The sequence below is a fragment of the Micromonospora sp. NPDC005254 genome, from assembly GCF_042872525.1.
Classification (GTDB): domain Bacteria; phylum Actinomycetota; class Actinomycetes; order Mycobacteriales; family Micromonosporaceae; genus Micromonospora.
Window position 1 is genome coordinate 422,879 of record NZ_JBIAKM010000002.1, and the last position, 13,385, is coordinate 436,263.

Annotated in this window: 11 protein-coding genes; 8 read left to right on the top strand and 3 right to left on the bottom strand. The window is 72.6% G+C overall.

Translation table 11 applies throughout. The features are described 5' to 3' along the window. Positions 1–52: 52 nt before the first annotated feature. On the top strand, positions 53–730 hold the full coding sequence (locus tag ACFYPR_RS07605) for a hypothetical protein (protein WP_354854277.1): 678 nt from the start codon (positions 53–55) through the stop codon (positions 728–730). 48 nt (positions 731–778) lie between these two features. Here the strand turns inward: ACFYPR_RS07605 and gabT are convergent, their stop codons facing one another. Both gabT and ACFYPR_RS07615 read right to left on the bottom strand, forming a co-directional pair. Beyond that, on the bottom strand, positions 779–2,050 hold the full coding sequence (gabT, locus tag ACFYPR_RS07610; RefSeq protein ID WP_387258974.1) for a 4-aminobutyrate--2-oxoglutarate transaminase: 1,272 nt from the start codon (positions 2,048–2,050) through the stop codon (positions 779–781). A gap of 4 nt (positions 2,051–2,054) precedes the next feature. After that, the gene (locus ACFYPR_RS07615; protein WP_387258976.1) at positions 2,055–3,491 is read right to left on the bottom strand and encodes a gamma-aminobutyraldehyde dehydrogenase; all 1,437 of its coding nucleotides are present in this window, start codon (positions 3,489–3,491) and stop codon (positions 2,055–2,057) included. Positions 3,492–3,634: 143 nt separating this feature from the next. Between ACFYPR_RS07615 and ACFYPR_RS07620 the strand changes: the two genes are divergently transcribed. After that, positions 3,635–5,074, top strand: a complete 1,440-nt coding sequence (locus ACFYPR_RS07620) for an aldehyde dehydrogenase family protein (RefSeq protein ID WP_387258977.1) — start codon at positions 3,635–3,637, stop codon at positions 5,072–5,074. Here ACFYPR_RS07620 and ACFYPR_RS07625 read toward each other — a convergent pair. Continuing rightward, positions 5,071–6,318, bottom strand: a complete 1,248-nt coding sequence (locus ACFYPR_RS07625; RefSeq protein ID WP_387258978.1) for an SUKH-3 domain-containing protein — start codon at positions 6,316–6,318, stop codon at positions 5,071–5,073. The two genes, ACFYPR_RS07620 and ACFYPR_RS07625, sit on opposite strands and share 4 nt — an antisense overlap. Before the next feature lie 78 nt (positions 6,319–6,396). On the opposite strand from ACFYPR_RS07625, the gene ACFYPR_RS07630 reads away from it, so the two are divergent. From ACFYPR_RS07630 to ACFYPR_RS07655, 6 genes are all read left to right on the top strand, one after another. Further along, a complete protein-coding gene (locus tag ACFYPR_RS07630) occupies positions 6,397–6,819 on the top strand; it encodes a YbaB/EbfC family nucleoid-associated protein (protein ID WP_387258979.1) in 423 nt (140 codons plus the stop codon). Beyond that, the gene (locus ACFYPR_RS07635; RefSeq protein ID WP_387258981.1) at positions 6,816–7,148 is read left to right on the top strand and encodes a hypothetical protein; all 333 of its coding nucleotides are present in this window, start codon (positions 6,816–6,818) and stop codon (positions 7,146–7,148) included. The genes ACFYPR_RS07630 and ACFYPR_RS07635 overlap by 4 nt, the downstream gene beginning before the upstream one ends. Positions 7,149–7,164: 16 nt before the next feature. Next, a complete protein-coding gene (locus tag ACFYPR_RS07640) occupies positions 7,165–11,556 on the top strand; it encodes a toxin glutamine deamidase domain-containing protein (protein WP_387258983.1) in 4,392 nt (1,463 codons plus the stop codon). Next, a complete protein-coding gene (locus tag ACFYPR_RS07645; protein WP_354854292.1) occupies positions 11,553–11,999 on the top strand; it encodes a hypothetical protein in 447 nt (148 codons plus the stop codon). The genes ACFYPR_RS07640 and ACFYPR_RS07645 overlap by 4 nt, the downstream gene beginning before the upstream one ends. A 99-nt stretch (positions 12,000–12,098) precedes the next feature. Next, positions 12,099–12,692 carry a DinB family protein gene (locus tag ACFYPR_RS07650; RefSeq protein ID WP_387178618.1) on the top strand — a complete coding sequence of 198 codons (594 nt, stop codon included), beginning with the start codon at positions 12,099–12,101 and terminating at the stop codon, positions 12,690–12,692. Next, positions 12,692–13,348, top strand: coding sequence for a tetratricopeptide repeat protein (locus tag ACFYPR_RS07655; RefSeq protein ID WP_387178621.1), 657 nt, complete (start codon positions 12,692–12,694; stop codon positions 13,346–13,348). Before ACFYPR_RS07650 ends, ACFYPR_RS07655 begins: the two co-directional genes overlap by 1 nt. The last annotated feature ends 37 nt before the right edge of the window (positions 13,349–13,385 follow it).

Consider the following 13,385-nt stretch of genomic DNA (forward strand, 5'->3'; position numbering starts at 1 on the left):
CTCCCGTCCGTACCACGCGGTGAAGAACACACCGAGGACGGGAGTGACGGCGATGAGGGTGCAGCGCAAGCACGTGCTGGCGGCGACCGTGGCGGTGCTCGCCGCGGCGGGAGTGGCGGTGGGGACCGGGTTCGGGTTCGCCGACACCGCACCCGCGCAGCAGTCCGTCTGCTCGGGCTCGGTCACCTTCTCGGCCGAGGGCGGGGCCCCGGCGGCGACCAGTGACCGGTTCCCGGTGGGCACGCGGCTGCGGGTGACCAATCTGGACAACAACCGGGCGGCCACGGTGACGGTGACCGGCCCGTCGGGCAGTTGTGTGCTGCTCAACGCCGCCGCGATGGAGCTGGTGCGGGAGCCGGGCAAGAACGTGATCCGCCGCAACGTGGTGCAACGGCTCGACGGCGAGGCCGTTCCGCCCGCCGCGCCGCCGGCCGCCGGCACGGTCCGACCCGGCGCAGCGTCTCCCGGAGCGCCCGGCCCGGCGCCCCGCTCGGCCTGCTCGGGGGCGATCACCTTCTTCGCCGAGAATGCCGCGCCGGCGGCGACCAGCGGGCAGTTTCCGGTGGGCACCCGGCTGCGGGTGACCAACCTGGACAACAACAAGGCCACCACGGTCACGGTGACCGGCCCGTCGGGCAGCTGCGTGCTGCTCAACACCGCCGCGATGGACCAGATCCGCGAGCCGGGCAAGAACCTGGTCCGCCGCAACACCGTCGAGGTGCTTCGCTGACCCTGCCGTGCGGAAGGGCCCCTTCTCGGGAAGGGGCCCTTCCCTCGGTCAGCCGAACGCGGCGTCGAGGATGTCGGCGCCTCTGGTCAGGTGCTCGTCGGAGATCACCAGCGGGGGCAGGAAGCGCAGCACGTTGCCGTACGTGCCGCAGGTCAGGGTGAGCAGGCCGGCGGCGTGGCACGCGGCCGAGATGGCCGCCGTGGCGGTCGGGTCGGGGACGAGGGTGCCGGGCTGCACCAGCTCCACGGCGAGCATCGCGCCGCGCCCGCGTACCTCGGCGATGCGGGGGTCCCGCTCGGCGATGGCGCGGAGCCGGGGGGCCAGCACGGACTCGATCCGACGGGCCGCGCCCGCCAGGTCCAGCTCGTGCATGGTCTCGATGGTGGCCAGCGCGGCGGCGCAGGCGATCGGGTTGCCGCCGTACGTGCCGCCGAGCCCGCCGACGTGCACCGCGTCCATCAGCTCGGCCCGACCGGTCACCGCCGCGAGGGGCAGGCCACCCGCGATGCTCTTGGCCAGGGCGACCAGGTCCGGTTCGACGCCCTCGTGCTGGCAGGCGAACCAGTCGCCGGTACGGCAGAAGCCGGTCTGGATCTCGTCGGCGACGAACACCACGCCAGCCGCTGTCGCCCAGGCTCGCAGCGCCGGCAGGAAACCGGGCGCGGGCACCACGAAGCCGCCCTCGCCCTGGATCGGCTCGATGAGCAGCGCGGCGACGTTCTCGGCGCCGACCTGCTTCTCGACCATCTCGATGGCCCGCGCGGCCGCCTCGGCGCCGGAGAGGCCGCCGTCGCGCAGCGGGTACGACATCGGCACCCGGTAGATCTCTCCGGCGAACGGCCCGAACCGGTGCTTGTACGGCATGTTCTTCGCGGTCAACGCCATGGTCAGGTTGGTCCGGCCGTGGTACGCGTGGTCGAACACCACCACCGCCGGTCGCCCGGTGGCGTGCCGGGCGATCTTGACGGCGTTCTCCACCGCCTCGGCCCCGGAGTTGAACAGGGCCGAGCGCTTCTCGAACCCGCCCGGTGTCAGCGCGTTGAGCTGCTCGCACACCGCCACGTACGACTCGTACGGCGCGACCATGAAGCAGGTGTGGGTGAACCGTTCCACCTGCGCGCGGACCGCCTCGACCACCTTCGGCGCGGAGTTGCCGACGCTGGTGACGGCGATGCCGGCGGCGAAGTCGATCCACTCCCGCCCGTCGACGTCGGTGAGCGTGCCGCCCGACGCGGAGTCCACGTAGGACGAAATGACACTGCCCACGCCCCGGGCGACGGCACCACCGCGCCGCTTGTGCAGTTCTTCGGAGGATGTCATCGCCTCAGCCCTCGATGTTGTGCATGACGTGCTTGATCCGGGTGTAGTCCTCCAGGCTGTAGACCGAGAGGTCCTTGCCGTGCCCGGAGTGCTTGAAGCCGCCGTGCGGCATCTCGGAGACGAACGGGATGTGCGTGTTCACCCAGACGCAGCCGAAGTCCAGCCGCCGGGTCATCCGCATCGCCCGGCCGTGGTCCCGCGTCCAGACCGACGCCGACAGGCCGTAGTCGACGCCGTTGGCCCAGCGCACCGCCTCGTCCTCGTCGGAGAAGCGCTGCACGGTGATGACCGGCCCGAACACCTCGTCCTGGATGATCTCGTCGGCCTGGCGCAGCCCGGACACCACCGTCGGCGCGTAGAAGTAGCCGCGCTCACCCTGCCGGGAGCCGCCGGTCTGGATCGCCGCGTGGTCGGGCAGCCGGTCCACGAAGCCGCTGACCCGGGCGAGCTGGTTGGCGTTGTTCAGCGGGCCGTAGAGCACGTCCGCGTCGTCCGGTGCGCCGGTCTTCGTGTTGCGGGCCTGCTCGGCCAGGGCCGCCACGAAGTCGTCGTAGATGCCGGGCCCGGCCAGCACGCGGGTCGCCGCCGTGCAGTCCTGACCGGCGTTGAAGTAGCCGCCCAGCGCGATGGCCTCGGCCGCCGCCGCCACGTCCGCGTCGTCGAAGATCACCACCGGGGCCTTGCCGCCCAGCTCCAGGTGGGTCCGCTTCAGGTCGGGGGCCGCCGCGGCGGCCACCTCCATGCCCGCGCGCGTCGAGCCGGTGATCGACACGAGCTGGGGGGTCGGGTGCGACACGAGGGTACGACCGGTGTTCCGGTCACCGCAGACCACGTTGAACACCCCCGGCGGGAAGAACTCGGCGGCGATCTCGGCGAGCAGCAGCGTCGACACCGGCGTGGTGTCCGACGGCTTCAGCACCACCGTGTTGCCGGCGGCGAGGGCCGGGGCGATCTTCCACACCGCCATCATCAGCGGGTAGTTCCACGGGGTCACCTGGGCGCAGACACCGATCGGCTCGCGCCGCACGTACGAGGTGTGCCCGGCCAGGTACTCGCCGGCGGACCGCCCCTCCAGCAGGCGGGCGGCCCCGGCGAAGAACCGGAACTGGTCCACCGCCGGCGGCAGCTCCTCCTCGGCGGTGAGCTGGCGCGGCTTGCCGGTGTTGCGGACCTCGGCGTCCACCAGTTCGGCCGCGCGGGCCTCCACGGCGTCGGCGAGCCTGAGCATCGCCCTCTGCCGCTCGGCCGGGGTGACCTCCCGCCAGCTCTCGAACGCGGTGGCGGCGGCGGTCATCGCCGCGTCGACGTCGGCGGCCCCGGAGACCGGCGCCTGGGCGAACACCTCGCCGGTGCAGGGGTCGACCAGATCGGCGTACCCGCCGTCGGCCGGTTCGACGTAGGAGCCGTTGACGAAGTTGCGCAGCTGCTGCTGGTCACTCATGACGGGATCACTCCGAGGGGGGCCGGGGATGCGGTGTGCGGAGGTTATCGCAATCTTCCTGCCATCTTCGCTACTGAATTCGCGGCAGACAAGGGATACGGCGACTGTTTCCGTCGGCGATTGTCTCGTCTACGCTGCACGGCGTGGAGCCCGCAGACTTCTTCGTCGCCTCCCGTCCCGCCTCCGGCGAGGGCGAGCTGACCGTTCACCATCCGTACGACGGCCGCACGGTGGGGCGTACCACCTTTGCCACCCGCGACCAGGTCGACGCCGCCGTCGCGGCGGCGGCCGGTGTGGCCGCGCAGGCCGCGGCCCTGCCCGCGCACGCCCGGGCGGCGGCCCTGGACCACGTGTCGCGGCGGCTCGCGGAGCGCGCCGACGAGGTCGCGGCGCTGATCACCGCCGAGAACGGCAAGCCGGTGAAGTGGGCGCGCGCCGAGGTCGGGCGGGCGGTGTCCACCTTCCGGTGGGCCGCCGAGGAGGCCCGGCGCTTCTCCGGTGAGCTGCAACGCCTCGACACCGACCCGGCCGCCAGCGGGCGGATCGCCCTGGTCCGGCGGGTGCCGAGAGGGCCGGTGCTCGGCATCGCGCCGTTCAACTTCCCGCTCAACCTGGTCGCGCACAAGGTCGCGCCGGCCATCGCGGTCGGTGCGCCGATCATCGTCAAGCCGGCCCCGGCCACGCCGCTGTCCGCGCTGCTGCTCGGCGAGCTGCTGGCCGAGACCGACCTGCCCGCCGGCATGTTCTCGGTGCTGCCGCTGCCCAACGACCGCGCCGCCGAACTGGTCGCCGACCCTCGGCTGCCGGTCGTGTCGTTCACCGGGTCGGGGCCGGTCGGCGCGGCCATCCGCCGGCAGGTCCCGGAGAAGCACGTGACGCTGGAGCTGGGCGGCAACGCGGCAGCGGTGATCTGCGCGGACTGGACGTCCGACGAGGACCTGGACTTCGCCGCGCAGCGCATCGCCACCTTCGCCAACTACCAGGCTGGCCAGTCGTGCATCGCCGTGCAACGCGTGTACGTGCACCACGCGCTGCATGCCGACTTCCTGCCCCGGCTGGTCGCGGCGGTCCGCGCCCTGCGCACCGGAGATCCCGCCTCGGAGCTGACCGACGTCGGGCCGATGGTGTCCGAGGAGGCGGCCCGCCGGGTCGAGACGTGGGTGGCCGAGGCTGTCGGGGCCGGCGCCACCGTCGAGGTGGGCGGCGTGCGGGACGGCGCTACGTACCCCCCGACCGTGCTTACCGGTGTGCCCGCCGATGCCAAGGTCGTCGCCGAGGAGGTGTTCGGGCCGGTGCTGGTGGTCACCCCGGTCGCCGACGACCAGGCCGCGTTCGCCGCGGTCAACGACTCGGCGTACGGGTTGCAGGCCGGCGTGTTCACCCGGCGCCTGGACGTGGCCTTCTCCGCCGCGCGGGTCCTGGAGGTGGGCGGCGTGATCGTCGGCGACGTGCCGTCGTACCGGGCCGACCAGATGCCGTACGGCGGGGTGAAGGGCAGCGGCGTCGGTCGGGAGGGGCTACGCAGCGCGATGGACGACTACACCGAGGTGCGGGTCATGGTGCTGACCGGGCTGGCGCTCTAGCTCGGGTCCGCCGGCCAGGTGCCGTCGTCGCCGACCCGGGCGGGGGCGCGGCCGAGCAGCAACGTGGTGAGCGCGGCGTCGATGGTGTCGCCGAGGAACCACTCGCCGGCCTGGTCGAGGGCGAATACCCGGCCGCGCTCGTCGACGGCGAGGATGCTGTCCTGCTGCTCGGTGCCGATCGGAAAGAGCCGCACGCCGAGCACCGCGCCGAAGTCCGCGAGGGTGTCGGCGGTGTGCGCGATGGTGTGCGGGCGGATGTCGAAGCGCGAGATCCACACCTGCGCGCCCGGGCCCCGCCGCGCGCCGACCAGGCTGGGGAACGCGGTCAGCGCCTCCACGGCGGCGGGAAAGACCTCGTGCTGGTGGACGGCCCCCGGCACGGCGGTGACGTCCCGCACGCCGGCCGCGGCCATGATCTGGTCACCGATGTGCGGTCGCCAGCCCGCCGCCACCAGCGCGTTGGCCACCTCGGGCGGAAAGCGGCCCGGGTCCGGGTCCGGCTCCGCCGGTGCGAGCCACGTCTCGGTGTAGGCCCGCGCCGACTCTGGCAGAACGTTGGCGCTCACCAGGAAAGAGATGCACGAGTCGCAGGGTCGCTCCGCGGCGCCACCGGCCGGGTCACCCGGCTCGCGGATCCGGAAGATCTCGAAGCGTGCCGCCTCCAGCAGGGCTGCCGCCTCGGCCCGCCCCATCGGCTCGATGCCCTCGGCGGCCCGGCGGTGGTCGTACTCGTGCAGCACGTCGGAGACCACGATCAGCTCGGCGTGACACTCGGCGCCGCGGACCAGCTCGCCCGGAGGCCGCTCGTCCAGGTAGCTTCGGACGAGCGGGTGGTGGTTCAGCGCGATGGCGCCCTTCGTGCCCTGGGCCGTCCAGATGCGACCGTCGAGGGTCAGGTGTGCCACCGTGTTCGGCGTCGGCGCGCGACGGATCTCCCGGATCAGCAGGCTCGACGCGTCGACGGTGCGGGGGGCCGTCGGCCCGCTGGGCTGACTGCGCCGGTACAGGTCCGCCACCACCTCGGTGGGCACGCGGGGCCAGGTGGTGACCTTTCCGGTCCGCCTGTCGATGACGGTCGTCGGCAGATCGCCGGGGATCGCCCGCACCTCGCTCGACACGATCGAGGTGACGACGAAGCCGAGGTCGAACTCGTCGACCACCGGGGTGCACTCGTGGCCGAGGCGCTGCGAATCCCGGCGCGCCCACGCGGACGCGAGCTGCTCGGCCTGCTGACGGTCGATCACACATCGAAACTACCGGACTACACGAATCGATGGCGGCCGGTATGGTCTTCCCTACCGACGGTGACGGGAGGAGCGGCGGTGAGCGAACGCGTGGACCGGGACGCCAATCGCGAGCTACGGGCCCGATTCGACGACGTGTACGGCCAGTATCAGCAGCTCAGGTCCGGTTTGGACACTCTGCAGGCGCGGCTCGCCCAACTGCGGGTGACCCGGCGCTCGCCGGACGGCCACGTCACGGCGACCGTCGGCGCGCAGGGTCAGCTGGTCGAGGTCGTCCTGGCCCCGGCGATCTACCGGGATCGCGACGCGGAGGCGCTGAGCCGGAAAGTCACCGAAACGGTCCACGCCGCCGTGGCCGCCGCCACCCAGGCCACCCAGGACCTGGTCGCCGAGACCATGCCGGCCGGCGCCGGCTCGACGGAGTTCCTGCGTACCGGCGATTTCGGCGCGTTGCTCGGCCGCGCGGACGCCGTGCTCGGCCGCGGCGAGGGGCCAGCATGACCGACGGTCAGCTCTGGCTCGACGCGTCCCGCGCCCGGCGCGGTGGCGCCGACCTGGCCCTGTCCGGCGAGGCGGTGACGGCCAGCCGGGCAGCGGAGGGCGGCGAGATCGAGGCCGCCAGCGGCGCCCGCCCGTGGGGGCGCGACGACACCGGCGCCGCGTTCGAGCGCAGCTACCGCGGCATCGAGCAGACCGTGCTGCGCGCCTGGGCGGGCGTCGGGCAGCGGCTCACCGAGCTGGGCGCCGACGTGGTCAGCGCCGTCGACGCGAGCGTGCAGACCGACCAGAGCAGCGCCGCCCGGCTCGACCGGGCCGCCGACCAGCGCTGACGGCGGGTCGATCCGGATGAGCGTGCTGCCCAGCCCGATCCCGCACCCGCTCGACTACGCGCCCTGGGACGTTCCCGGCTGGATCTACGAGGCCCTCGACTGGGCGGTCGGCGTGCAGTGGCCCGAGGGGAACGAACGGGCCGTCTGGGACGTCGCCGACCGGTGGTACGCGGTTGCCGGCGTCCTCGCCGGTCCACACGCCGACGCCGCAGCGGCCGCCACCGAGGTACGCAGCGGATACGGCGGTGTCGGAGCCGTCGACGCCGCGTTCGAGGCGGCCTGGCGTGGGATCGCCGAGGGTGCTGACGCGCCCCTGCCGGTGCTCCTCGCGGTCACCGCCGATCTGGGTCGCCTGGTCGAGGAGTGCGGCTGCGACATCGAGGGCGCCAAGCTCGAAGTCTGGATCGAGCTGGGCATCCTCGTCATCGAGCTGCTCTCGGTGGCGGTGGCGGCGCTGCTCACCGCGGGTGCCGCATCCCCGGCCGCCGGCGCGGCCATCACCGCCACCCGGCTGCTGATCCAGCAGATCTTCAAGCGTCTGATGGGCCAACTGGCGAGCAAGGCGCTGCGGCGGGGGCTCAAGGAGGCCGGCGAGCGCGCCGCCAAGGAGGTCGCCAAGGGTGGCGTGCGCGGCCTCGCCAAGCGAGCCACCCGGGAGGGGCTGGAGGAGGCGGCCGAGGAGTCCGGGATCAGCCTGGCCACCCAGGCGTACCAGAACTCCACGGGCCGGGCGCACGGCGTGGACCTGACCGACCTGGGCGCGTCGGCGGTCGGCGGGCTCGCCGGGGGAGCGGTCGCGCCACTGGCGGGCCTGGGCCGTCACGCGACCGGCCGCGCGGCGCGCATCGGCGAGCACCTGGGTCGGGAGATGACCGGCGAGATGTTCGCCGAGAGCGCCGCCAGCATCGCCACCGGGCAGGGCCTGACCTCGGTGGAGGACGCGGTACGCGCCGCCGCGTCCGGGGCCACCGGATCGGCGACCGGGCAGACCGACCACGCCCTGCAGGCCCGGCTGCACGCGCAGGCCAACGCCCTCGCCGGAGCGTCCTTCACCGGCCCGTCCCTTCCGATCCCCACCGCGCCTCCGCTGGATGCCTCGCCCCCGGAACTCGCGGCGTCCTCGCCTGCGTCTGCGTCGTCTTCAGCCCTGGGGCCGCTGTCTGGGGCTGCGTCCTCCCCGGGGTCTCCCGTGGCGGATGTCGCCCAGCAGGCGGGGGCGGACGTTGTCGGCTCGCCGGTGCCGGCGGCACCCGACGCGACGTCGTCGGGCGTTGGGCACGGCACGAGTCCGGCGCTCTCCGCTGTCGCGGCGGATCCCACGCTCTCTGCCGTCGCGGCCCCGGGGCTTCCTGCTGTCGCGGCGGATCCCCTGCTCTCGGCCGTCGCGGCCCCCGTGGCCGGCGCCGTTGACCCGAACGGCGGGCCGGTGGCGGGTGCTGGGCCGGTGGCGGGGGCTGGGCCGGCGGTCGGCGCGTCGCCGGGGATCGCCTCGGGTGCGGTCGCCCCGGGCACCAACGGCACGGTTGCCGTGCCCCCGTCGACCGGCCCGTCGCCGGCTTCCGTGCCCCCGTCGACCCTGCCGTCGGCCTCCGTGCCTCCGTCGATCCCGCCGTCGTCGGCTTCGGTGCCGCTGTCGACCGGCCCGTTAGCGGGGGGCCTTTCCCCGTCGGCGGCGGCGAGCACCGTGGGGCTGGCGACGCCGGTCGCGTCCGCCGGTCCCGCGTCGACCGTCGCCCCCGGAACGGCGTTTCCGTTCACGTCCACCGGCCCGGTGGCCGGTACGACGCCCGATGCCGCCGGCAGGCCCGGCGGTGGCGCGGTCACCGGTGCGGCGGTGGGCCGGCACGCCGTACCCACGCGGTTCTCGACGCGGGAGGCGCCCGCGCCGGCCCGCGTACCCCGGCAACGGGCTCGCGGCCGGGCCTCGGTTCCCGTCGACGTGCTCGCGTTCGGCGACCCGTCGGTGTCCGTGACCGAGAGCGACGGGTACGCCGCCCGGTGGGTGGCCGAGGCGGAGGCCGCCGAGCGGCGGCGCTACCAGGGCCACTACGAGTCGCAGCGGACCGGGTTCGAGAACAATCGCCGGCAGGCGGAGGCCGCCCGCCTGCGGACCCGCGCCGCGGAGCACGACCGCAGGGCTGTCGAGTACGCGAACTACGCCCGACAGTTGCACCAGGCGGGGCACCGGCAGTGGGCCGACGGCTGGCAGCGGGCGGCGAACGACGAGACACGCGCGTACGCCCAATGGCGTGACCTGGCCGACGACGTGCTGGCGGGCATCAGGGCGCCGGCGGTCGTGGACCTCGCCGACGGCGCTTTCGCGCACGCCAACAGCGACGTGGGCGCGCTCGCGCTCGGCGCGGTGGAGACCGCCGGCCCGTCCCGGCTCACCGGCGACGACGTACCCCCGTCGATCGACGACTCCCGGCCGTACGGGCAGCCGGGCGGGCTCCGGCCGCCGCTCGCCCTGCACCAGGTCGACGTCGAACGGCAGATGCCCCGTGACCTCGACGGCGCTGTCCTGCGTACCGCCGACCCCCGCCGGGGCGGCTGGTTCGGCCTCCTGAACGACGGCGGCCCCCAGGCCGACGCCACCCGGGGCATCAACTGCCTGGACTGCACCCTGTCGCTGTTCGAGACCTGGGTGCACGGGCGGCCGCGGGTGTCCGCGCCGCGCACCTTCGACGGCTACCTGGACGGCGACACCCGACGCCCGATCCGCGGTGAGGCGGGTGGCCCGGGCCGGGTGGAAGACGTGACCGGCGGCCGTTTCCAGCGCGTCCTCGCACCGCCATCCGACCAACGGGCTCACCCGGCGCAGGCGCGGCAGGCCGCCGACCGGGGGTACGCCAACCTGCACGACCAACTGCTGCTGGGCGGCCACGGCAGCTACGCGTTCCTGATCACCGAGTGGGCGGGCGGCGGCTCGCACGCCTGGGTGGCGCTCAACCAGAACGGCACGGTCCTCTACGTCGACCCGCAGACCGGCCTCGTGCGGGACCGGCCGCTCTACCCCGACGTGGTCGGCATCGACGCACTCGTGCTGGGCGGGGACGGCCGGCCGATGCCACTCGGCGGGCTGCCCCGAGGCCGGTTCAGTGAACGTCCCGACCTGCCGACCCACCCACCGGCGTACGACGACGGCGGCCATGGCGACCCGTACATCAACCGGATGTACCTGCTGCTCGACGGGCCGGGCTCGGTGGCGGGTGCCCCGAGTGGGTCGCCCGGTCCGGCTGCGGACAGGCCGACGGCGGGCCGCGACCCGGCTGAGGTGCTCGCGCTGGCCGACAGTCTGGACGAGGTCTTCTCGGCCGGGGTGAGCCCGGGTGAGTTCGCGAGGGCCCTGGATCCACCGACCCTGCGGCGGCTGGTGCCCAGCCTCGACGACGCGGCCGCGCAGGACGGGTCGCGGCTGCTCACGGATGCCCGGGTCCGCGACATGCTGGATACCGCCCTGCGAGAGCCACCCGCCAGCGAGCCGAAGCTGGCCGAGACGTTGGCCCGGCAACTGGCGCAGGCGCCGGACCTGGCGCGGATCATCCTGGCCAGCCCCGAATTGGCGACGTCACTGACGGCGCGGCCGTTGACGCTGCATCACCTGGCGAGCCACCAACAGGCCATCGATGCCCTCGCCGACGTGCTCGACGACATCGCCCAGCAGGAGACGGCAGGGCCGGAGGCAGCATTCGCCGAGGTGTTGCCTGAGCCAGAACCGACACCTCTCACTGCGGATCAGCTAAGGATCAGCGCTAGCCTTCGCGCACGTCCTGGACCGGTTGCGCAGGCTGGATTCGACAGACTTCGCCGCGCTGACGATGCCTACCGCAAGCGTTACCTCGATGATCTCTACGCAGCGGCCGCCGTGGCGCAGGCCGACCTGAACCAGCTTGCGGAGTCTCTGGCCTTTGTCGATGGTCGTCGAGTCGGCGAGCCAGGCTGGCGTTCTCGGCCCAAGGATCGACGCAGAGCAGAAGACAAGGTGAACAAACGGCAGGGTGATGCGTCGACGTTGCTCGACCTCGCGGCCGCGAAGATCGAATTTGGCTCTCTCGACGCGCTCTACGCGGCGCTTGGCCGAATAAAGGACAACCCGGACGTTGTCGTCGTGAGCTGTGAAGACCGCTTCCTGTCGCCAATGAGTAGCGGCTATCGGGACGTGCAGCTCGTACTGCGGATGCGTAACGGCCATCTCGCTGAGTTCCGTCTGCACCTGGCTGCTATCGACGCTGTGGCAGTTTGGGAGCATGTGCTGTATGAGGTGCGTCGTGACATCGAGGCGTTAGCTCTCGCCGAGGACAGGGCCTTGACGGCACGCGAGCGAGCCCTTACCGAGGGTGTGCGCCTCCGTGAGCAGCGGCTGTTCTGGCAGGCGCTGCTATCGACCTACGAGGAGAAGTCCGGATGACCGAGGCGCCCGGCTTGGCCCTACCCGCCTACTACCTTTACCACCAAGCACCCGTGAAGATCGTGGAAACCCCGGAGGGTGGCGCTCGCGTCTGGAGACTCTCCATCGATTCAGGTGGGTGGCACGAGAAGAACGACATTTTCGCGGAGATCATGCTGGCGGTCGGCGGCGATATCTTCCGCCGTGCCGAAGCGGAGTTTGTCCAAGAAGTAGAGGCGTTCCGGGCGCATTATCTGGAAGGTGACGGCCCTATTTTCGCGCTCTACGAGACGGTCCGGTCTATCCAGGGCGTGGCAGATGCCGAGGGGCGTCATCTGACCCCGAAGGAGCAGGCTCTGATCCGGGGGATTCGCCAGCGGACCTTCGTGATGTTCGAGGAGCAGTTACGGGAAGCCGGCGATCCAGGTGCGGATCCCGAGTTGGCGTCGGGTCCCGCGACGTGACGCAGGCTCGCCGTCGTCGTGTTCGACCCTTGTCCAGGGTGCAGGCTGACGGGCGCGCGGCGGTTGCCGAGGTGGACGGTTATCGACAAGAGTCGTCGTATGGCTGACTCACGCGCCGAGGCGACGACCTCCGACGGCGAACCCACGCGGACCTTCGGTTGGTCGTACCTGTTCGTTCATCCGGACGACGACCCGCGCTCGGATGGCAACTTCGCCGACGAGCGGACGGTGCTCGTCGAGTACCTGCGTGACCAGCGCCTGACGTTCGAACTCAAGTGTGACGGCCTGAACGCCGAGCAGTTGGCCCGGCGGGCGGTGCCGCCGTCGACGATGTCGCTGCTCGGGCTGATCCGACATCTGGCCGAAGTGGAGCGTGGTTGGTTCCGCAGGACCATGGCCGGCCAGGTCGCGCCCAAGCTGTACTGCTCGGACGACGATCCCGACGGCGACTTCGACGGCGCGGTGGCCGATCCGGCCGTGGTCGACGAGGCGTACCTCACCTGGCGTACGGAGGTCGAGTTCTCCGAGCGCTTCGTCGCCGAGGCAGCGGATCTGGGAGTGCAGGGACGGCAGCGGGACGGCAACGTCATCGTGCTTCGTCGGCTGCTGGTGCACATGATCGAGGAGTATGCGCGGCACAATGGCCACGCCGATCTCCTGCGCGAGCGCATCGACGGAAGGGTGGGTCAGTGATGGCCGAAGGGTCCGACATCCGGTTGACGCGGGCGCAGGAGCGCTATGAGCAGGCGGTCTTCGGCGGCGACGCGAAGTCGTTGGACGAGGCGGAGCGGGATCTCGTGGCGTTGGAGGCGGACACGGCTCTGGCCCGGGGCCGGCTCCTGCATGCCCGCTTCCTGGAGACCGGTGCGGAGGACGCGGCCGAGCTGCGGCTCTTCGAGCGGGCGGCGCAGCTCTACCGCGAGCTGGGTGACGCTCATGGCGAGGGGGAGTCGCTGTTCTGGGTGGGCACGGTCCACCAGGTGATCCGCCAGGACCAGGCGACCGCCGACCCGGCCTTCGCGCGGGCGCGTGAGCTGGCGACCGAGGCGGGCGACGAGCTGACCCTGTCGTACGTGCTGCGGCACCTCTGCTTCGGTGAGCAGGCCGCCGGTCGGGTCGACGCGGCGCGGGAGTTGCTGGCGGAGTCGACCCGGCTGCGCCGGGAGCTGTCCTTCACGCCGGGGGTCGCGGCGAACCTGATCGGTCTGGCGGACCTGGCGGCGACCGACGGTGACCGGGATGCCGCCCGCGAGCTGCTCGACGAGGCGGCCGAGCTCGCGGCCGGCAGCGGTGCGCACGGTGTTGCCCGGTGGGTGCAGGAGGCCCGCGACGAGCTGAAACTCGCCTGATCACGAGTAGGACAAGTAGCCGACGAGGTGACCGACG

Coding starts and splice junctions, on each gene's coding strand:
- ACFYPR_RS07655 (WP_387178621.1), top strand. CDS start 12,692: ATGGCCGAAGGGTCCGACATCCGGTTGACGCGGGCGCAGGAGCGCTAT.
- ACFYPR_RS07650 (WP_387178618.1), top strand. CDS start 12,099: ATGGCTGACTCACGCGCCGAGGCGACGACCTCCGACGGCGAACCCACG.
- ACFYPR_RS07635 (WP_387258981.1), top strand. CDS start 6,816: ATGACCGACGGTCAGCTCTGGCTCGACGCGTCCCGCGCCCGGCGCGGT.
- ACFYPR_RS07640 (WP_387258983.1), top strand. CDS start 7,165: ATGAGCGTGCTGCCCAGCCCGATCCCGCACCCGCTCGACTACGCGCCC.
- ACFYPR_RS07605 (WP_354854277.1), top strand. CDS start 53: ATGAGGGTGCAGCGCAAGCACGTGCTGGCGGCGACCGTGGCGGTGCTC.
- gabT (WP_387258974.1), bottom strand. CDS start 2,050: ATGACATCCTCCGAAGAACTGCACAAGCGGCGCGGTGGTGCCGTCGCC.
- ACFYPR_RS07645 (WP_354854292.1), top strand. CDS start 11,553: ATGACCGAGGCGCCCGGCTTGGCCCTACCCGCCTACTACCTTTACCAC.
- ACFYPR_RS07615 (WP_387258976.1), bottom strand. CDS start 3,491: ATGAGTGACCAGCAGCAGCTGCGCAACTTCGTCAACGGCTCCTACGTC.